This window comes from Pseudomonas sp. N40(2020) (assembly GCF_014472415.1).
In the GTDB taxonomy this organism is placed as follows: Bacteria; Pseudomonadota; Gammaproteobacteria; order Pseudomonadales; family Pseudomonadaceae; genus Aquipseudomonas.
This window is the reverse complement of record NZ_JACSZV010000014.1, coordinates 60,935-80,558: the sequence shown is the minus strand read 5'-3', so window position 1 is coordinate 80,558 and position 19,624 is coordinate 60,935. Positions and strand designations below refer to the sequence as shown.

General features: G+C 60.5%; 21 protein-coding genes and 1 pseudogene. 4 read left to right on the top strand and 18 right to left on the bottom strand.

All coding sequences use genetic code 11. From position 1 onward, the window contains the following. Nucleotides 1–10: 10 nt before the first annotated feature. The 7 genes from phnX to phnD form a co-directional block, all read right to left on the bottom strand. A complete protein-coding gene (gene phnX / locus IAI51_RS11770; RefSeq protein ID WP_187678641.1) occupies nucleotides 11–838 on the bottom strand; it encodes a phosphonoacetaldehyde hydrolase in 828 nt (275 codons plus the stop codon). Nucleotides 839–920: 82 nt separating this feature from the next. After that, the gene (locus IAI51_RS11765; RefSeq protein WP_187678640.1) at nucleotides 921–1,793 is read right to left on the bottom strand and encodes a LysR substrate-binding domain-containing protein; all 873 of its coding nucleotides are present in this window, start codon (nucleotides 1,791–1,793) and stop codon (nucleotides 921–923) included. Between the two features lie 10 nt (nucleotides 1,794–1,803). Beyond that, nucleotides 1,804–3,099, bottom strand: a complete 1,296-nt coding sequence (locus IAI51_RS11760) for an MFS transporter (protein WP_187678639.1) — start codon at nucleotides 3,097–3,099, stop codon at nucleotides 1,804–1,806. A 131-nt stretch (nucleotides 3,100–3,230) separates the two neighbouring features. Next, entirely contained in the window at nucleotides 3,231–4,322 is a 1,092-nt protein-coding gene (gene psrA / locus IAI51_RS11755) for an iron-containing alcohol dehydrogenase PsrA (RefSeq protein ID WP_187678638.1), read from the bottom strand. 109 nt (nucleotides 4,323–4,431) lie between these two features. After that, nucleotides 4,432–5,250, bottom strand: coding sequence for a phosphonate ABC transporter, permease protein PhnE (gene phnE, locus IAI51_RS11750; RefSeq protein ID WP_187678637.1), 819 nt, complete (start codon nucleotides 5,248–5,250; stop codon nucleotides 4,432–4,434). A 2-nt stretch (nucleotides 5,251–5,252) separates the two neighbouring features. Continuing rightward, nucleotides 5,253–6,044, bottom strand: coding sequence for a phosphonate ABC transporter ATP-binding protein (gene phnC / locus IAI51_RS11745; RefSeq protein WP_187678636.1), 792 nt, complete (start codon nucleotides 6,042–6,044; stop codon nucleotides 5,253–5,255). After that, nucleotides 6,041–6,907: a phosphonate ABC transporter substrate-binding protein gene (gene phnD, locus IAI51_RS11740; protein WP_187678635.1), complete on the bottom strand. Its 867-nt coding sequence runs from the start codon at nucleotides 6,905–6,907 to the stop codon at nucleotides 6,041–6,043. The genes phnC and phnD overlap by 4 nt, the downstream gene beginning before the upstream one ends. Nucleotides 6,908–7,016: 109 nt before the next feature. Between phnD and IAI51_RS11735 the strand changes: the two are divergent. The 3 genes and pseudogenes from IAI51_RS11735 to map all read left to right on the top strand — a co-directional run bounded on the left by IAI51_RS11735 (nucleotide 7,017) and on the right by map (nucleotide 8,957). Beyond that, nucleotides 7,017–7,874, top strand: a pseudogene (locus IAI51_RS11735) (LysR substrate-binding domain-containing protein). 67 nt (nucleotides 7,875–7,941) lie between these two features. Next, the gene (locus IAI51_RS11730) at nucleotides 7,942–8,169 is read left to right on the top strand and encodes a ParD-like family protein (protein WP_007918027.1); all 228 of its coding nucleotides are present in this window, start codon (nucleotides 7,942–7,944) and stop codon (nucleotides 8,167–8,169) included. Then, nucleotides 8,166–8,957 (top strand): type I methionyl aminopeptidase, encoded by a 792-nt coding sequence (map, locus tag IAI51_RS11725; protein WP_187678634.1) that lies wholly within the window; start codon nucleotides 8,166–8,168, stop codon nucleotides 8,955–8,957. Before IAI51_RS11730 ends, map begins: the two co-directional genes overlap by 4 nt. 216 nt (nucleotides 8,958–9,173) lie before the next feature. Here map and IAI51_RS11720 read toward each other — a convergent pair whose 3' ends face one another. The 5 genes from IAI51_RS11720 to ribBA form a co-directional block, all read right to left on the bottom strand. After that, the gene (locus tag IAI51_RS11720; RefSeq protein ID WP_187678633.1) at nucleotides 9,174–10,328 is read right to left on the bottom strand and encodes an ABC transporter ATP-binding protein; all 1,155 of its coding nucleotides are present in this window, start codon (nucleotides 10,326–10,328) and stop codon (nucleotides 9,174–9,176) included. A gap of 17 nt (nucleotides 10,329–10,345) precedes the next feature. Further along, nucleotides 10,346–11,155, bottom strand: a complete 810-nt coding sequence (locus IAI51_RS11715) for an ABC transporter permease (RefSeq protein ID WP_007918021.1) — start codon at nucleotides 11,153–11,155, stop codon at nucleotides 10,346–10,348. 6 nt (nucleotides 11,156–11,161) lie between these two features. Then, nucleotides 11,162–12,109: an ABC transporter permease gene (locus tag IAI51_RS11710; protein ID WP_187678668.1), complete on the bottom strand. Its 948-nt coding sequence runs from the start codon at nucleotides 12,107–12,109 to the stop codon at nucleotides 11,162–11,164. Further along, the gene (locus tag IAI51_RS11705; RefSeq protein WP_187678632.1) at nucleotides 12,106–13,131 is read right to left on the bottom strand and encodes an ABC transporter substrate-binding protein; all 1,026 of its coding nucleotides are present in this window, start codon (nucleotides 13,129–13,131) and stop codon (nucleotides 12,106–12,108) included. The genes IAI51_RS11710 and IAI51_RS11705 overlap by 4 nt, the downstream gene beginning before the upstream one ends. Before the next feature lie 304 nt (nucleotides 13,132–13,435). Next, nucleotides 13,436–14,545, bottom strand: a complete 1,110-nt coding sequence (gene ribBA, locus IAI51_RS11700; protein ID WP_187678631.1) for a bifunctional 3,4-dihydroxy-2-butanone-4-phosphate synthase/GTP cyclohydrolase II — start codon at nucleotides 14,543–14,545, stop codon at nucleotides 13,436–13,438. Nucleotides 14,546–14,613: 68 nt separating this feature from the next. On the opposite strand from ribBA, the gene IAI51_RS11695 reads away from it, so the two are divergent. Beyond that, nucleotides 14,614–14,907, top strand: coding sequence for a DUF1330 domain-containing protein (locus tag IAI51_RS11695; RefSeq protein ID WP_187678630.1), 294 nt, complete (start codon nucleotides 14,614–14,616; stop codon nucleotides 14,905–14,907). On the opposite strand, the gene IAI51_RS11690 is transcribed toward IAI51_RS11695, so the two are convergent. The 6 genes from IAI51_RS11690 to IAI51_RS11665 form a co-directional block, all read right to left on the bottom strand. Continuing rightward, nucleotides 14,908–15,471 (bottom strand): NUDIX hydrolase, encoded by a 564-nt coding sequence (locus IAI51_RS11690; RefSeq protein WP_187678629.1) that lies wholly within the window; start codon nucleotides 15,469–15,471, stop codon nucleotides 14,908–14,910. It lies immediately after the preceding gene. A 1-nt stretch (nucleotide 15,472) separates the two neighbouring features. Continuing rightward, entirely contained in the window at nucleotides 15,473–16,225 is a 753-nt protein-coding gene (locus IAI51_RS11685) for a GntR family transcriptional regulator (protein ID WP_187678628.1), read from the bottom strand. A 58-nt stretch (nucleotides 16,226–16,283) separates the two neighbouring features. Then, complete coding sequence (locus IAI51_RS11680; RefSeq protein WP_095125671.1) at nucleotides 16,284–16,673, bottom strand: carboxymuconolactone decarboxylase family protein; 390 nt, start codon at nucleotides 16,671–16,673, stop codon at nucleotides 16,284–16,286. A 126-nt stretch (nucleotides 16,674–16,799) separates the two neighbouring features. Then, nucleotides 16,800–17,285, bottom strand: coding sequence for a flavin reductase family protein (locus IAI51_RS11675; protein WP_187678627.1), 486 nt, complete (start codon nucleotides 17,283–17,285; stop codon nucleotides 16,800–16,802). A gap of 12 nt (nucleotides 17,286–17,297) precedes the next feature. Next, nucleotides 17,298–18,779, bottom strand: coding sequence for an aldehyde dehydrogenase (locus IAI51_RS11670; RefSeq protein WP_187678626.1), 1,482 nt, complete (start codon nucleotides 18,777–18,779; stop codon nucleotides 17,298–17,300). After that, on the bottom strand, nucleotides 18,776–19,609 hold the full coding sequence (locus tag IAI51_RS11665) for an alpha/beta fold hydrolase (protein WP_187678625.1): 834 nt from the start codon (nucleotides 19,607–19,609) through the stop codon (nucleotides 18,776–18,778). The genes IAI51_RS11670 and IAI51_RS11665 overlap by 4 nt, the downstream gene beginning before the upstream one ends. Nucleotides 19,610–19,624: the final 15 nt, after the last annotated feature.

The following is a 19,624-nucleotide window of genomic DNA, read 5'->3' as shown; positions in this document are numbered from 1 at the left end:
GAGGATTGGCTCAGCAACCCTGCGGAGTTTCGCCTCGGGCAAGACGAGCATTGATATCTTCAATCACGTCGGGCAATTCGGCGATGGTGTCGATCAGATAGTGCGGACGTGAAGGGGCAAACATCTCGCTGATTCGTGCGCGCTCTTCGGCGAGTCGATCCGACGGCAGCGCCTTGTATTGCTCGTAGGTCAGGCCCAGTGCGTTGCCGGAACATGTCAACGCCACCGTCCACATACCGGCGCTGCGACCTTCGAGAATACCCGGCCAGGTGTCATCGACTTTAACGCATGCCGCCACGTCATCCACGCCCAGAGCAATTACATTGGCCAGCGCCTGCGCCGGAAACGGCCGACCATTGGGCACTTCGTCGGTGGCGACGACGTGATCGGCAACGTAGCCGTTCTCACGCGCCAGCTCGACGACCTTGGCCATCACCACCGACGGATAACCGGAGCACGAGCCGATTTTCAAGCCCTTGTCACGCAGAGTGGCAATGGCCTGGAGTGCGCCGGGGATCAACGCCGAATGCAGGGCGATTTTCTCGATCTGCAGTGGCATGAAGCGTTCGTAGATGGCAGTAACGTCTTCGTCAGTCGGCAGGCGGTCGAAGGCGGCGCGATAACGTTCGGCAATCTGCGGCAGGTTGCACAGGGTGCGGATGTGATCCCATTTGCCCATGCCCATCGGGCCGCGCGCCTCTTCCAGCGACACCGCCACGCCGAACTCGGCAAAAGCCTCGACGAAAATCTGTGTCGGCGCAAACGAGCCGAAATCGACAACGGTGCCGGCCCAGTCGAGGACGGCGGCTTGCAGGTGAGTCGGTTGGTTGTACTGCATGGTCAATCTCCGTTTTCGGGTAAGCGTTGGCCGTCCCTCGGTGTTGAGGGAGGGCGGGTCAGGGATAAGCGTGGCGGTCGAGTCAGGTGACCAACGGCGAATCCGAATCGAACAGCTCAGCGATCACCGGTCGGTTCCTGCGGATGCCAAGACAGCACAAGTGGTATTCGATGGAAAAAGGGTGATCGACAAAAGTGATGGGTCTTGTTCCCGGGGTTTCGGTGTACTCGACAGCGGACACCAGGCCAATCCCGATGCCTTTGGCAATCGCGTGCACAATCGCTTCGCGGCTGTTCAACTGCATGACGCAGTTGAGCTCTACGCCCAGGCGCTTGCAGCTTTCTTCCACCAGTTGCCGGGTGCGCGAGCTCTTCTCGCGCAGCACCCATTTTTCGCGGCTGATTTCGTTGACGTGTACCTGTGCCTGGCTGGCCCACGGGTGGTCATCACGTACCACGGCAATGATCGGATAACGGTGATACAGGCGCGTATGGAAGCGCTGGTCGAATTCCGACAGCGCCAGAATCGCCACGTCGATATCGAAGTTGAACAACCGGGCCAGGGTTTCCTTTTCCGAGGAAAACGACGTTTCCAGTTCGATATCCGGGTGCTGTTGCATCAGTTCGTACGTCAGGTTCATGGCTATTGGCGGCGACACTGCGCCGAGACGCAGCATGCCGTTCTTGCGTTGTTTAAAGCTTTGCAACAGTTGCACCGCTTCGTCTTCCTGACCGAACAGGCCTTGAGTGATTGCGTACAGCTTGTGCCCGGCGGCGCTCATCTCGATGTAGCGTCCACGGCGATGGAACAGTTCCACCGAGAAGGTTTTCTCCAGCGCATTGACCTGCTCGCTGACGGTCGGCTGACCGACACTGAGATACTCGGCGGCAAGGGTGAAGCTGCCGGTTTTGGCCACTGCGTGAAACGAACGCAACCACTTGTGATACTGGTACATGCAAGCCCCGTCAGCGTCGGATGAACATTGCCACCGCCGCGCTGCACAGGCAGGCGCTGGTGACCACTATGAAGATGAGAGACGTATTTGCCGTGGAGTCAAGCAGACGACCAATCAATGGTTCGGCCAGCCCGGCGAACAGGTAGGACGAGAAGTTCATGATCCCGGTCGCGGTACCGGCGCGTTTGGCGCCGACCAGATCCGGGCACAGTGCCCAGAAACTCGAGGCCGGCCCGTAGACGAAGAAACCGCAGAGGAACAGGGCGACCAGCCCGATCAGGCTGTGCGGCGGCAGGCTCCACATCCACAGGCTGGTCGCGGCACCGAGGAACATGTAGAGCATGATCGCCAGGTAACGCTTGGAGCCGAAGAGTTTGTCCGACACCCAGCCGTTGCTCAAAGCACCGACCGCCATACCGACCGGGAGGGCGACGGTGATCCATTTCGGGTCGATCATGCCGTCACCACTTTTCCAGTCAGCGCCGAGAAAATGCACCGGCACCCAGACGATCAAGCCGTAGCGTGCGGCGTTTTGAAAGCCCAGCGACAGCGCGGCGATCAGCAGGCGGGGATTCTTCAGCACGGCTTTGTAACGTTGTCCCGATGACTCGGCTTCGCCCTGTGCCGCTTCCTGATGTTTATCGTCGGCGTTGGCAACGCCGGTATCGGCTACGGGCTGGAAGCCGAGATCCTGCGGACGTTCACGGGCGACGAGGTAAAAGATGATCCCGCCGGCGAGCATCAGCAGCACCGGCAGGCGGAAGATCCAGCGCCATTCAAGTTGCAGCACTTCCAGCACGACGATGGAAGTGACGTAGGAGAGGATCGAAGCGCATCCGGCGGCAAACGTGTAGAAACCGTAGACCTTGCCGCGCTCACCGGCCGCCCACCAATTGGCAATCAGTCGACCGCCCGGCGCCCAGCCCAATGCCTGGAAGTAGCCATTCACGCCCCACGGCAGAATCAGGCTGGCGAAGCCGCCAGCAAAACTGGTCACCCAGTTGGCGCCGCAGGACAGCACCGCACCAAGGGTCATGATCTTCCGGCCGCCGAATTTGTCGGCGAGGTTACCGTTGATAGCCTGGCCGATGGCGTAGGCCCACAACATCGCAGCAGACACCCAGCCGAGGGTTTCCTTGCTCAGGCCGAACTCGGCCTGAATTCCCGGAATGGCAAAACCGAAGGTCTGCCTCCCGGTATAGAAAAACAGGTAACAGAACATCGCCGCCAGCAGCATGCGCCACTGCGCAACCCGGAACGAGGCAGAACTTACGGCGAGACCAGGCATTGTTTCTGCACGATTCATGATCTTTTCCTTATTGTTGTGGATTCCCGTCGGTTGTCGACGACGGGTGCACTCTTTTTTGGTGCGACAGGAAATCACCGCAGCGTCTTACGCCGCCGGCTGTGCTTCAGCGGTTGAGGGATCGGCTGACGTCAGGCGGCTTGGGAACCGATGAAGTTCTTGCCGCGCGCGCCCTGCATCGCCAGGTGAATGATGGCTTCGGCGTCCTTGGCCGAGACCCCGTAGTCGGCGAATTCGGTCTTCACGCCCAAGGCATGGAGGAACTCGCGCAATTGCTGTTGAGCCTTGGGCAAATCCTCACCGAATACCCGCTGCAGGGTGCGGTCGCGGGTGACGTCATGCCCCCAGGCCAGACCCAGCACCAGCGGCAAGGTGAAGGAGCAGGCGATGCCGTGAGGCAGACCGTGACGCAGGGTCATTTCGTAGGAAATCGAATGCGCCAACGCGGTTTTGGTGTTGGAAAACGCCAGCCCGGCCTTGAGCGCGGCCAGCGCCATACGCGTGCGCAGCTCCTGGCTGGACAAGTCCTGCTGTAGCTGTGGCAGGCATTCGAGGATGTCTTCGATGGCAGAAATCGCGAAAGTGTCGGAGACCGGGTTGGCGTTGACGTTCCAGATTGACTCCAGCGCATGGGACAGTGCGTCGAGCCCGGTTGAAACGGTGACGCTGGCGGGCACGGTGAGCATCAGTTGAGGGTCGATGATTGCCACACGCGGCCAAGTGCATTCCAGGTGCAGCGAGTATTTTTTGTGGCTGGCGCTGTCCCAGATCGTCGCCCAAGGCGTTACTTCACTGCCGGTGCCAGCGGTGGTCGGCGCGGCAATCAGCTGTTTGCAGCGAGCTGGAATGAAGGGCTGGCCGGTCGCGAGCAAGGCCAGAAATTCATCGAAACGCCCGGACTCGGTGCCCACGATCAACGCCTTGGCGGTGTCGATGGCACTGCCGCCACCGACGGCGAGCACCACGTCGCATCCACCGGCGCGCTGCCAGAAATCCTCATACGTGCTGCGCAAATGCGCGACGTCGGGATTCGGTTGGACGTCTTCGAAAATGTAGACCAGACGATCACCAAGCAGAGCTTGCAGGCGATCCACCAGCCCCAGTCCACGTGCCTCGGGAAAGGTTACGAGGGCGACGGTTTGCTGTTCGGTAATGGTGGCAAGGTCTTGCAGGCTGCCCCAGCCGAAACGGGTATCGACGGGGTTCTGGAAGCGGGCAGTCATGGTGGATCCTTCTTGTTGTTGTCATGTGGCCACATACTCGATGGTGGCTGACAACGGCACAAATCGATAAATCGCAGGTTTGAATCGGCTGGACCGATAAAAACCGCTGCTAATGGGCTGAACCGCTCTGGATCGCTGCGCGTAGCCGGCTCGACACTGCATCGGCGACGATCACCATGAAAGTGATGACGATGATGCAGGTGGCTGTTTCCTGGTACTTGAACAGTTTGAGACTGCTCACCAGTTCGAAACCCAGGCCGCCAGCGCCGACCATTCCAAGCACGGTGGCCGAACGCAGATTGACCTCGAAGCGGTAGAGAATCACGGCAATCCACGCAGTGATCACCTGCGGCAATACGCCAAACACGATTACCTGCAACGGCCGCGCACCGGTCGCTTGCAGCGCTTCAATCGGGCCTTGATCAATCTCTTCAATGCTCTCGGCGAAGAACTTGCCGAGCATGCCAAGGCCATGCAGCGCCAGCGCCAGCACACCGGGAAACGGGCCGAGACCGACCGCCGATACGAAGATCAGCGCGAGGATCAGTTCATTGATGCTGCGAGTGAAATTCAGCACCTGCCGGGTGAGGTGGAACACCAGTCGATTGCGACTGAGATTGCGCGCCGCGAGAAACGACAGAGGAATCGCCAGTAGCACTCCGAGCAACGTGCCCCATATGGCGATCTGCAAGGTTTCCACGGCGGGTGCGACCAGACGCGGCAGGATGCTCAGATCGGGTGGAAAAGTGCGCGAGAGAAAGTCGCCAATCTGCGGCAATCCGGCGGCCAGTTCTCCCATGCTGAGTTGGGCACCTTGAGCGCTCCAGTTCAGCGTCCACAACACGATCAGGACGATGGCACCGGTGGTCAGCCAACTGCGTGTGCCACGGGGGCGATTGCCAACCCACTGATAGTTTTGCGATTGCATGTTCAGGCCCTCGATGCGGCGCAGTAGGTCAGGGTGGGCGTCAGGGTGTCTGCAGGTAGCTCCGAAGGCTGGCCCGGATAGATTCGTGCCAGATCCGCGTCGGTCATACTCGAGGCTTTGCCGTCGAACACCAGGTTGCCGTGAGCCAGGCCGACCACGCGGTCGCCGAACTCGCGGGCGTATTCGACCTGATGCAGATTGCACAACACGGTGATGCCCAGCTCGCGAGTGGCATCGCGCAGGTACTGCAAGACCAGTCGCGCGGTTTTCGGGTCGAGGCTGGCGATCGGTTCATCAGCCAGAATCACCTTCGGTCGTTGGGCCAGCGCGCGGGCAATCCCGACGCGCTGCTTCTGTCCGCCGGACAACGAGTCGGTTCGCTCGCGGGACTTGTGCGCGAGTTCGACGCGCTCCAGGCACTGCATGGCCAGCGCTACGTCGTCACGGCGAAACAGCTGCAGGATCGAGGCGAACGTGCCCACCGAACCGAGGCGGCCGGTCAGCACATTCTTCAATACGCTCAGGCGCGGCACGACGTTGTGGTGCTGAAAAATCATCGCCACTTCACGGCGCAGCACAGTGGTGTCGGGGCAGGTGAGGGCATCGATGCCGGCCACGCTCAGCGTGCCGCTGTCGGCTTGCGCCAAGCGATTAATGCAGCGCAGCAAGGTCGACTTTCCGGCGCCGGACTGACCCAGCACCACGACGAATTCCCCGGCACCGACCTCCAGGTCAATGCCGCGCAATACCGTGTTGCTGCCGTAATGCTTGGTGAGTTGGCGGATGCTGATCATTTCATGCTCCGCAAATCGAGATCGAGCACCTTGGCGGTTTCGCGCACTACGTCGTAAGCCGCGTCCGTAGTGGGCTGGAAGCCATTGAGTACACCCTGATCGCCCCACGGCACATCCTTGATCGAGGCGAGTGCGGCGGCGATTTTCTGCTTCAGCTCAGGATCCAGCGCCTTGCGCCAGACCATCGGCGACTCAGGAATCGGCTTCGAACTCCAGACCACTTCGAAGTCATCCTGCTTCACCACGCCTTTGGCTACGGCACTGGCAAATATGCGGTCGGCGACAGCGGCGGCGTCGACTTTTTTATTCTCGACAGCAAGGATGCTGGCGTCATGGGAGCCGGAAAAAATCACCCTTTTGAACAAGCCGTCCGGGGCAAAACCGGCCTGCTCAAGACCTGCCTTGGGAAACAGGTGCCCTGATGCCGAACTCGGGTCGACGAACGCGAAGGTATGGCCCTTGAGATCTGCCAGGGATTGAATGCCGCTGTCCTTGCGCGCCAGAATCACACTTTTGTAAGCGCTCTGACCGGTCTTCTTGGTGACGGCCACAGAGAACGCTTCGACATCGGCCACCGAGGTCGCCAGCACATACGAGAACGGCCCCAGGTAGGCGACGTCGAGTTTGCCCGAGCGCAGCGCTTCGATGATGCCGTTGTAGTCGGTGGCCACGAACGGCACGACCGGCATGCCGATTTTGCTTTGCAGATCGTCGAGCACTTGCTTGCTCGCTTCGATCATCGCCTGGGAATCTTCGGACGGGATCAGGCCAATGGTCAGTTTGTCTTTGGCCCAGACATGGCTGGCGCTCAGGGCAAGCACGGTGAGACTGGCGGCACGCAGAAACTGCTTGATTGTTTTCATGGCATTCCACGGTGTGGTTGGGATTTGCCACAGGCTAGGTCTGTCACGTGACAGTCATTCAATCAATTCAATATGCGAATCCGTACTTAACTATTGATGGAGTCTATGGATGTCCAGCGCCAAACTGCGGGCCTTCCTCGCCGTTGCTCGCCACTGCAGTTTCAGTGCCGGTGCGAGGGCCACGGGGCTCAGCCAGCCGACCTTGACCACGCAGGTACAAAGCCTGGAGCGCCAGCACAACGTCGAGTTGTTTCATCGCCGTGGGCGGCGCATTTAGCTGTCGGACGTTGGTCGGCAATTGCTGCCGATTGCGCAGCGCATCGCCTTGCTGGAACTGGAAGCGCATAACCTGCTGCGCGACTCCGGGCGGCTCGACAGTGGTCAGCTAAAGGTTGGCGCGGTAGGGCCGTTTCATGTGATCGAGATGGTCGACAGCTATCTGCAACAGCATCCGGGTATCGACGTGTCGATCCGCGTGGGCAACTCGGCGCAGGTGTTGTCGGATCTGGAAAACTACGTGACCGACATTGCGGTGCTGGCCGGTCGTCACGATGATCCGGCGTTGTGTGCGGTGCGTTATGCGCGGCACGCGATCATCCTTTTTGCCCATCATGAGCATCCGCTGGCCAATCGTGGAAGCGTGCGGCTGGAAGAACTGCAGGGGCAGCGTTTGTTGCAACGCGAGCCCGGTTCGACTACGCGACTGGTGCTTGAGCAGGCACTCAACGCGGCACAGGTCAAACCGCGTATCGCCATGGAAATCGGCAGCCGCGAGGCGCTACGGGAGGCGGTAGTGCGTGGGTTGGGCTTGGGCGTGGTGTCCGAGGCGGAATTCATTGCGGATCCGAACATCCGCACCATCCGTATCGAAGACGATCAGCTCTATACCGAGACCTATCTGTACTGCCTGGCGGAGCGGCGCTCGAGTCGGCTCATCTCATCGTTTTTTGATGCGGCCCTCAGCTGAGGGTTTGCAATCTTCCGAAAGGCTTGGCTAATATACGATCCATATACACTTCGTATCGGATTCGACTATGGGCATCGTCAAAATTTCAGAGGACATGCACGAAAATCTGCGCATCTCCAGCAATGCACTCAGCCGCTCGATCAACGCGCAGGCCGAGCACTGGATGCGCATCGGCATGCTCGCCGAGCTGCACCCCAACCTCGACCACAGTGCCATTTGCCGCTTGCTGATTCGCGCCGAGCAGAACGGTGGGCTGGATTTGCAACAACTGACTCAGGAAGCCGTCAGCGCATGAGAAACCAGATCAAGATCAACACCACGGCCGAGATCGCGCAATCGCGCGCCGCTGGCCAACTCGCCGCCGAGGTACTGGCGATGCTGGTGCCCCACGTCAAGGCTGGCGTGACCACCGATGAACTGGATCGGCTATGCAACGACTACATCGTCAATGTGCAAAAAGCCGTTCCGGCCAACGTCGGCTACCACGGCTTCCCGAAAACCGTCTGTGCCTCGGTCAACGACGTGGTGTGCCACGGCATTCCGTCAGGCACACCGTTGAAGGATGGTGACATCGTCAACCTCGACATCGCCGTGATCAAGGATGGCTGGTTTGGCGACACCAGCCGCATGTATGTGGTCGGGGAGGCTACGCCTGAGGCGCAGCATCTGATCAAGACCACCTACGACGCCATGTGCGCCGGTATCCGCGCCGTGCGCCCGGGTGCGACGCTGGGGGATATCGGCCATGCGATTCAGAGCCTGGCGGAGAAAGAAGGCTTCAGCGTGGTGCGCGAGTATTGCGGGCACGGCATCGGCAAGATCTACCACGATGAACCGCAGATCCTGCATTACGGTTTCCCGAATCAGGGGATGAAGCTCAAGGCCGGGATGATCTTCACCATCGAGCCAATGCTCAATGCCGGCAAGCGTCATGTGAAGAACATGCCGGACGGCTGGACCGTGCTGACCAGGGACGGGTCGCTGTCGGCGCAGTGGGAGCATATGGTGGCGGTGACGGAGACCGGGTTTGAAGTGTTGACGGCGTGGCCGGATCAGATAGAGGGTTTTGCGGCTATTAAATGATACCGCGTCGTCTGTTGCCCTCACCCTAACCCTCTCCCAGGGGGAGAGGGGACTGACTGAGGTGAACGTTCGAGATACACCGACCTGAAATTCCGAGCCGAACTCAGGTCTTGAAGAACATGAATATCGGCTCCCTTTCCCCCTCGCCCCCTTGGGGGCGGTCCGACGTTTCGGGAGGGCTGGGGTGAGGGGGTAAATCCAACTGACACCCCACTATCAGTGGGCCCCGGCGGCTTTGTTGAGGTCGCTTTCAGTCCATTCGGTATAAACACAGGCGTCCGCCGTAGCCCAACGCACCCGGACCTCATCGCCAGCCTTGAGCGGCATGCCCGCCGCCGACAGCGCCTTCACCGTCATCGACGTCCCGCCCGAAGTGACCACGCTGCACGTCTGGCTCTCACCCAGAAACAGCACCTCCACCACCTTCGCCGACACCTGATTCCAACCCGCCGCCAATGGCTCATCAGTCGCCTGCTGCACACTCAATGCCAGTGCTTTTTCCGGACGCACCATCAGCAACACATCCTGATCGGTGTGCAAACCCGAGGTCAGTCGAATCGACAGCGACTGCCCTTCAAAACTCGCCGCCGCGTTACCCTGCGCCTTGAGCTTGAGGAAGTTCGAATTGCCGAGAAACGAGGCGACAAAGGCATTCGGCGGATTCTGATAAAGGTCATAACCGCTGCCCAGACCGACAATCTTGCCGTGACTGAAAATCGCAATGCGTTGCGACAAACGCATGGCTTCTTCCTGATCGTGGGTCACATAGACGATGGTGATGCCCAGGCGCCGATGCAGTTGGCGCAATTCATCTTGCAAATCCTCACGCAGTTTTTTATCCAGCGCACCCAGCGGTTCGTCCATCAGCAAAATGCGTGGCTCGTAGACCAGCGCTCGGGCAATGGCGACCCGTTGCTGTTGGCCACCGGACAGTTGCGAAGGGCGGCGATGGGCGAATTGTTCGAGTTGCACCAGTTTCAACATCGCATCGACGCGCTTGTTACGCTCGGCCGCCGCCAGTTTACGGATCGCCAACGGGAAGGCGATGTTGTCGCGTACAGACAGATGCGGGAACAGCGAATAGCGCTGGAACACCATGCCGATGTCGCGCTTGTGCGGTGGTACGTTGACCAGCGACTGGCCGTTGACGAGGATCTCGCCGCTGCTCGGCGTTTCGAAACCGGCGAGCATCGACAGCGTGGTGCTTTTACCGGAGCCGCTGGAGCCGAGGAAGGTCAGGAACTCGCCGTCCTTGATGTCCAGCGAGATGTTGTCCACGGCGGCGAAGTCGCCGTAGTGCTTGTTCAGGTTGCGCAGGCTGACCAGGGGTTTGTCGTTCTGCTGGGATGCGTCTTTGATCACGGCACTCATGTCGTACTCCTGGGCGCTCAGGCGCTGATTTCGTTGCGCCGACGCAGGGCGGCGGCGATCACCATGACCAAGACCGACAGGCCGATCAGCAGCGTCGAAGCGACGGCGATCACCGGAGTCAGGTCCTGGCGCAAGGTGGTCCACATTTTCACGGGAAGGGTTTGCAGGGTCGGGCTGGCCATCATCACGCTGAGCACCACTTCGTCCCACGAAACAAGAAAGGCGAAGAGGGCGCCGGCAACCATGCCCGGCCGAATCGCCGGGAACGTCACCTTGAACACTGCTTGCAGGCGTGACGCACCGCAGATCACCGCCGCGTCTTCAATCGACTGATCGAACAGCTTCAGCGAGTTGATGATCGAGATGATGGTGAACGGCAGCGCGACGATCACATGGCTGACGACGAAGGCGAACATCGTCCCGGTGTAGCCGAGCTTGAGGAACAGCGCATACACCGCCACAGCGATGATCACCAGCGGCACGATCATCGGCAGGGTGAAGAGGCCGTAGAGCATTTCCCGGCCGGGAAAACGCCCGCGAACCAGCGCAAATGCGGTCGGCAAACCGAGGGCCACAGCGCAAATCGTGGTCAACACGGCGACTTTAAGGCTGGCCGCTGCGGCGTTCATCCAGTCGGGGTTGGAGAAGAACTGGCCGTACCATTTCAGTGTCCAGCCCGGCGGCGGGAACACCAGCCACTGGGATGAACCGAACGACAGCAAGACGATAAACACGATCGGCAACAGCAGGAACAAACCGATCAACCCGGTGGTTGCATACAAGCCGAAGCGCATCCGCCGGCTCATGGCATTGGGAGTCAGGAGCATGTCGGCTTACCTCGCGTTACTGGCGCCAACCGGGGATTCCGGCTGAAGCTTCAGGTAGAAGTAGAACAGCACCAAAGTGATCGCGATCAGCAACGCGGCGCCGGCACTGGCCAGACCCCAATTGAGGAACGATTGCACCTGCTGAATGATGAACTCCGGCAGCATCATGTTCTGCGCCCCGCCGAGCAGCGCCGGGGTGACGTAGTAACCGAGCGACATCACGAACACCATCAACCCGCCGGACGCCAGACCCGGCCGGCACAGCGGCAGGAACACCCGGAAGAAGTTGGTCCATGGGCTGGCGCCGCAGATCGAGCCGGCCTGCAGGATCATCGGGTCGATGGCCTGCATGGTTGCCTGCAACGGCAGGACGATGAACGGGATCATGATGTAGCTCATGCCGATCACCACGCCGGTCAGGTTATGCACCATTTCCAGCGGCTGATCGATGATGCCCATCGCCATCAAAGCCTTGTTGATCACGCCCGAGGCTTGCAGCAACACCAGCCACGAATAGGTGCGGGCGAGCAGGCTGGTCCACATCGACAACAGCACGATGTTGAGAATCCAGCGACCCCAGCCGCGCGGCACCAGCGTGATCGCCCAGGCCAGCGGAAAGCCCAGCAACAGGCTGAAAATCGTCACCAGCCCGGCCACCGAAAAGGTGTTGAGCAGCACGCGGGCATAGGCCGAGTTGGCGAACAGTTGTTCATAGTTGCCAAGGCCTGGCGTCGGCTCCAGCACGCCGCGCAACAGCAGGCCAATCAACGGCGCGAGAAAGAACAGGCCGAGGAACAGCAGCGCCGGGAGGATGTTGCCGGCACCGCGCCAGCGTTGTTTGAGGGACTCGGCTTGCGGCATCGCTATCGCCTTTTTGCCTTCGGCCGAGCCGGCAGCGCGTGCGGCGCTCCCGGTGGCAGTGGAGGGACGGGACGCAGTGGCCGCCATTTTCATTTGACCAGCCATTCGTTCCACCGTGTCGCGATGGCCGGACCGTTTTTGGCCCAGTACGCGAAATCAAGAGTGATCTGATCCTTGGCGTAAGCAGTCGGCAGGTTGGGAGCCAGCGTCGAATCCAGACGCTCCACGCTGTCGAGGTTGACCGGGGCGTAAGCGGTCAGGTTGGAGAAGTCGGCCTGGCCTTTGGCACTGCTGGCGTTGGCCAGGAACTTCATCGCCGCGTCCTTGTTTTTCGAGCCCTTTGGAATCACCAGAATGTCGGCCATGACCAGGTTCTGTTTCCAGCTCACGCCCACCGGCGCGCCATCTTCTTGCAGGGCGTGAATGCGGCCGTTCCAGAACTGGCCCATGCTCGCTTCACCGGATGCCAGCAGTTGCTGCGACTGCGCGCCGCCGCCCCACCAGACGATGTCTTTCTTGATGGTGTCGAGTTTTTTGAAGGCCCGATCCAGATCCAGCGGGTAGAGCTTGTCGGCCGCTACGCCATCGGCCAGCAGAGCCAGTTCGAGCACGCCGGGGCTTGGCCATTTATAGAGGGCGCGTTTGCCGGGGTAGGTCTTGGTGTCGAACAGGGCGCTCCAGTCCTGCGGCTTGTTGGCGCCGAGTTTGCCCTCGTTGTAGCCGAGGACGAAGGAGAAGAAGAACGAGCCGACGCCGTGATCGCTGACAAAGCGCGGGTCGATCCTGTCGCGCTGGATGACTTTGAAATCGAGGGGTTCGAGCAGGCCTTCAGCAGCAGCGCGCAGGGCGAAATCGGCTTCGACGTCGACCACGTCCCATTGCACGTTACCGCTTTCGACCATGGCCTTGAGTTTGCCGTAGTCGGTCGGGCCATCCTGCACGACGGTAATGCCGCTGGCCTTGCTGAACGGATCAGCCCAAGCCTGTTTCTGCGCATCCTGGGTGCTTCCGCCCCAGCTGACGAAATTCACGCTTTCGGCGGCCATTGCAGCCTGGCCGGTCACGCTGAGCAGTCCCGCAAAAAAGATTGCGGTTGCAGCTTTGTTCAACACCATTTTCACGCCCTCATTGTTGTGTTTTTGAGCGGGCCTTGCGTTGTTGCCCGCCTGTCGGGAGCAGTAGATGGACGTTCGTTGGAGAGTCCGGTCTATGGAATATCATATTATGGTATTCCAAACTTTGTGCAAGCACTTTGCCTTACCGGTTATCTGGCGGATCTGTTTTTTTGGGGCTTGAAATGCGAAACACTGTGGGAGCGAGCTTGCTCGCGAAAGCGGTGGATCAGCCAACTCTCCAGCGACTGAAACCCTGCTTTCGCGAGCCTGCTCGCTCCCACATTGGATTTGCGGCGGTCGTGGGTTATTCGGTAAACGGAATACTCTCGACCACTTCCAGGTCATACCCGGTCAGGCCGGCGTACTTGAGGGGCGGCCCAAGGTGCCGCAGTTTGCCAACCCCAAGGTTCTGCAGAATCTGCGCTCCGGTCCCCACCTCCGAATAAATCCGTGACTGCGACCGACTGAACTGCCGTGGCGGCTGCGTCAGTTGCGGCACCCGCTCCAGCAACGCCTGCGACGATTCATGATTGGCCAGCACCACGACAACTCCATGGCCCTCGGCCGCGACTCGTTGCAACGCCGCCCACAGCGTCCAGTTTGTCGGCCCGCTGTACTCGGCGCCGACCAGATCTCGCAGCGGATCGATCACATGCACCCGCACCAGCGTCGGATGCTCACGGCGCAGATCGCCCATGACCATCGCCATGTGAACCCCACCTTCGATACGGTCTTCGAAAGTGATCAAACGGAAAGTGCCATGCACCGTCGGCAGCTCCCGTTCGCCAATACGTTCGATGGTGTGTTCGGTGCTCAGACGATAGTGGATCAGGTCGGCGATGGTGCCGATCTTGATCCCGTGGTTGCGCGCGAAGACTTCCAGATCCGGGCGACGGGCCATGGTGCCGTCGTCGTTCATCACTTCGACGATGACCGACGCCGGGGTGAAACCCGCCAGCCTGGCCAGATCGCAACCGGCCTCGGTGTGACCGGCGCGGGTCAACACGCCACCTTCCTTGGCGCGCAGCGGAAAGATATGCCCGGGTTGCACCAGATCTTCGGCGCGGGCGTCTTTGGCCACGGCGGCGGCGACCGTGCAGGCACGATCGGCGGCGGAAATCCCGGTGGTGACGCCAACTGCCGCTTCAATCGACACAGTGAACGCGGTGCTGAAAACGCTGCCATTGCTCGGCACCATTTGCTCAAGACCCAAACGCTGGCAGTGTTCGTCTGTCAACGTAAGGCAAATCAGCCCGCGTGCCTCACGCGCCATGAAGCTGATCGCCTCGGGCGTGCAACAATCGGCGGCGAGTAACAGGTCGCCTTCGTTTTCCCGGTCTTCGTCATCGACCAGCAGAACCATTTTGCCGAGGCGATAATCTTCGATGATTTCTTCGATGCTGTTGAAGGCCATGCTGGACTCTCAGGGTTCGTTGGAAATATATTGGTATACCATAATACAAAATAAGCAAAGAGGTCACTATGAAGGCGTACTGGATTGCTCACGTAGACATCACCGATCCCGACCAATACAGCCAATACACCCAGCGCGCGCCCAAGGCGTTCGCTGAGTTTGGCGGGCGGTTTCTGGCCAGAGGCGGGCGCAGCGAAGCGATGGAAGGGCGCAAGACGCCACAGCGCAGCGTGGTGATCGAGTTCGATAGCTACGAGCAAGCGGTCGCCTGCTACCGCTCGGCGGCGTATCAAGAGGCGAAGCGTTATCGCGAGGAATGGGCGAGGGCGGAAATCATCATTGTCGAAGGCATGGCGCCGTAATCAGCGGATGAAGTGGATCTTGCCGCTGTCATCATTGCCCATGTAGATCCCATACACCCCGGCCTGGCGTTCCTCGATATAGCGTTCGAGGATCTGCCGGATCGCCGGGTAGTAGATCTGCTCCCACGGGATGTCTTCGGGGGCGAAGAATTTGTAGTCGAGGGTTTCCGGGCCGTATTGGCCGGTAATCTCCAGGGCGATGGCGCGGAAGATGATGTACACCTCGCTGATCTTCGGCACGCTGAAGATCGAATACGGCGAGACGATTTCCGCACGCACGCCGCTTTCTTCCCAGACTTCACGCAAGGCCGCCTCTTCGGTGGTCTCGCCACTTTCCATGAAGCCGGCTGGCAGCGTCCAGGTGCCCGGACGCGGAGGGATCGCCCGTTGGCACAAGAGGTATTTGCCGTCCTGCTCGATGATGCAGCCGGCGATGATCTTCGGATTGACGTAGTGAATGTAGCCGCAGCCGCGGCACATCAGGCGCTCGTGCGTATCGCCCGGCGGCACCTGCTGACCGAGGTCAGGGCCACCGCATTTCGGGCAATAGCTCGGGCTGGACATGTCAGTGACCTATACGGGGTTCTTTCAGCGCGATGGGCAGGGTGATCGCAGGCACGTCGCCTGTTTCTTCCTGTTTGCGCTTGAGGTAGTCGAGGGCGACAGCAGCGGCGGCACGCACGTGATCGACGCACGCCTGATGCGCCGCCAGCGCATCGCCGCTCTTGATCGCCGCGACCATTTTTTCCATTTCCTGATTGCTTGCGCCGCGACGGTTTTGCTGGGACACCGAGGTCGCGCGCAGATAACTGATGCGTGCTTGCAACTGACGCAACTGAGTGGCCGCGACATGGTTGCCCGAACCTTCGAGCAGCACGTCGTAGAAGCCTTGTACCGAGTCGATCACCTGTTGCAACTCGCCGTCCTTGAGGGCCTTGCGGTTCTCATCGAGGGCTTTTTCCAGGGCTTTGATGTCCTTGGCTTTAGCGCGCAGGGTGAACAGCTGGACGATCAGGCCTTCGAGCACGCAACGCAATTCGTAGATATCGACGGCATCGGCGAGAGTGATGATCGCCACCCGTGGACCCTTGGCATCAGCGAACTCGACCAGACCTTCGGATTCCAGGTGACGCAAGGCTTCACGCACCGAGGTGCGGCTGACGCCCAGGCGATCACAGAGATCGCGTTCGACCAGACGATCCCCTGGCATGAGCTGGAAATTCATGATCGCGCTACGCAGTTTATCCAGCACGATTTCGCGCAGGGTAACGGGGTTGCGATTGACCTTGAAGCTGTCGTCGAGTGGCTGGCGTTTCATGGGGTCCGCTCTTTACTGTGGCTGTCCATGCCAGACGGGCATCAAAACAGCCGAGGGGTTAACTGGAGGCCTCGGCGTCGGCTTCGGCGAAGGCTTCACGGGCGAGCCGGAAACTGTCCACGGCTGCCGGGACGCCGCAATAAATGCCGACCTGAAGCAGAATTTCGCGTATTTGCTCACGACTCAGGCCGTTACGCAAGGCGCCACGCACATGCAGTTTGAGTTCGTGCGGGCGGTTGAGCGCCGAGATCATCGCCAGGTTGATCATGCTCCGCTCCTTGAGCGACAAGCCCTCGCGACCCCAGACGTGGCCCCAACAGTATTCGGTGACCATTTCCTGCAGGGGGCGGGTGAAGTCATCGGCGTTGTCGATTGAACGTTGCACGTAGGCTTCGCCCAATACCTGAGTGCGGATCTTCAGGCCTTTTTCGTACTTTTCGTTATTCATCATTCCTCCTCACACACACATTCCCCTGTAGGAGCTGCCGAAGGCTGCGATCTTTTGATCTTGTCTTTAAAAATCAAAGTCAAAGGATCGCAGCCTGCGGCAGCTCCTACACAGGGAGCGCGTTAATCAGGTCAGGGTGGGCAGGGCGCCCAACTTGCCCTTGTGATAAATCATCGGCGTCACCGGTTGCGCCGGCAGGATCAGATTCTTCACCGCGCCGACGATGATCGCGTGATCACCACCATCGTATTCGCGCCACAATTCGCACTCGATGATCGCCGTGGCCTTGGCCAGGATCGGGTTGCCGAGTTCGCTCAAGTGCCATTCGATGCCTTTGGCCTTGTCCTTGCCTTTACCGGCGAAGGCGTAGGCCTCAGCGGTCTGCCCGGCGGACAGCAAATGGATCGCGAAACGCTTGCTGTCGCGCAGCACCGGGTAGGTGTCGGAGGCGTAGTTGGGGCAGAACAGCACCAGCGCCGGATCAATCGACAGCGCGCTGAAGGCGCTGGCGGTGATGCCGACGATGCCGCCCGCAGGGTCAAGGGTGGTGACCACCGTGACGCCGGACGGGAACGAGCTCATGACGTCTTTGTAAATGCCGGGTTCGATCATTTCGCAGGACTCCTAGCGCATCACAAACGGATCAGGCATTGGCGCCTGAGAAAGATTGATCCACACCGTTTTCAGTTCGGTGTAGGCCAGCACCGAATCGATGCCGCTTTCGCGTCCATAGCCACTGTTCTTGAAGCCGCCGATCGGTGCCATCGCCGACACCGCGCGGTAAGTGTTGACCCAGATAATCCCCGAACGCACATCGCGCGCCAGGCGATGGGCGCGGCCCAGATCACGGGTCCAAATGCCAGCGGCGAGGCCGAACTGCGAGTCGTTGGCGATGGCCAGCGCCTCGGCTTCGTCCTTGAAACGGATGACCGAAGCCACCGGGCCAAAGACTTCTTCCTGCATGATCTTCATCGAGTTGCGGTCGCACTCGAACAGCGTCGGCTCGTAAAACCAGCCCTCGCCGAGATTTGCAGGACGCTTGCCGCCCGTGCGCAAACGCGCACCTTCGGCGATGGCATCGGCAACCAGACCTTCAACCACGGCCAATTGCTGCGCGGTGGCCATCGGGCCCATTTCGCTGTTGTCTTCCTGCGGGTTGCCGATGCGGATGCGCTGGGCGCGTTCCACCAGTCGGCTGACGAATTCGTCATAGATTTCGTCCTGCACCAACAGCCGCGAACCCGACACGCAGCTCTGTCCGGAGGCGGCGTAGATCCCGGCTATTGCACCGTTGATCGCGCTGTCCAGATCGGCGTCGGCGAAGATGATGTTCGGCGACTTGCCGCCCAGTTCCAGCGACAGCTTGGCGAAGTTCTCGGCGCTGCTGCGCACCACATGCCGCGCGGTGGCCGCACCGCCGGTGAAGGCGATCTTGCGGATCAGCGGATGGCGGGTGAGAGCGGCGCCGGTGCTCGGGCCGTACCCGGTGACAACGTTGACCACGCCCGGCGGAATCCCGGCTTCGAGGGCCAGACGCGCCAGCTCCAGAATCGTCGCTGAAGCGTGCTCGGACGGCTTGATCACAATCGTGTTGCCGGCGGCGAGGGCCGGGGCCAGTTTAATGGCGGTCAGATAAAGTGGGCTGTTCCACGGAATGATCGCGGCAACCACACCCATGGCTTCGTGCACGGTGTAGGCGAACAGGTCGGGCTTATCCAGCGGCAGGGTGCCGCCTTCAAGCTTGTCGGCCAAACCGGCGGTGTAGTGGAAGAACTCCGGCAGATAGCTGACCTGACCGCGGGTTTCGCGGATCAGCTTGCCGTTGTCGCGGCTTTCCAGCTGCGCCAGATGCTCTTTGTTTTCAGCGATCAAGTCCCCGAGGCGACGTAGCAGTTTGCCGCGCGCGGTGGCGGTCAGGCCACGCCACGCGGGACTGTCGAAGGCCTGTTGGGCGACTTGAACGGCGCGTTCGACATCGGCCTCATCGGCATCGGGCAGTTCGGCCCAGGCTTGGGCGGTGGCCGGGTTGAGGCTTTCGAAAGTCTTGCCGGAGAGGGCATCGACCCATTCTCCGCCGATGCACATCTGGAAGCGTGCGAGTGTCATGCAACGATCCCCTTTATATGGTTTTGTCGGGAGTGTGCGAATTCGAGAAATTCCAGCAACGTCTGGTTGACCAGTCGCGGGGACTCTACGGGCATCATATGCCGTTGCTCGGGCAGCACGGCAACCTTCGCGCCGGGGATGCGTCGGGCCAGTTGCTCGGCCATTTCCGGGGTAGAACCGGGGTCGAGTTCACCCGTGGCGATCAGCGTCGGCGCGTGAATACTGCCCAGATCATCGACGCGGTACATGTCTTGAGTGGCGAACAATTCGTAAGTGGTCAAGTAGCCCTGCGGATCATTGCCGGCGAGTGTCTGGCGGATCGCGGCGATCTGCGCCGGGTTGGCCGCCTGATACTCGCGGCTGAACCAGCGTGAAAGCGCTGCTTCGGCATTGGCATCCGGGCCGTGTTCGGCAGCCTGCGCGGTGCGCGCGATGACCCCGGCACGCTGTTCTTCACTGCGGTTGAACACGCTGTTGAGTACCACCAGGCTTTGCAGGCGCTGCGGGTAATGCAGGGCAAACGCCCGCGCCACCAGCCCGCCCATGGAGAAACCGATCACCGCTGCCTCGGGCAGGTTCAGGTGATCGAGCAACTCCAGCAACTGATCGGCGTAACCGAGCAGGTTGGTGCCACTGGCCGGTCGCGGGCTGGCGCCGTGGCCGAGCATGTCGTAGGCGATCACCCGGTACTGGGTCGACAGGCCAACGATCTGGCCGCCCCACATTTCTTTATTCAGGCCCACGCCGTGGATCAAAACCACGGGCTGGCCTTGGCCGGTCGCCAGGTAACTGGTGCCCGCCGGGGTGAGTTCAGCGGTGAGCCGAATCATGGAGCGCTCCTGCAA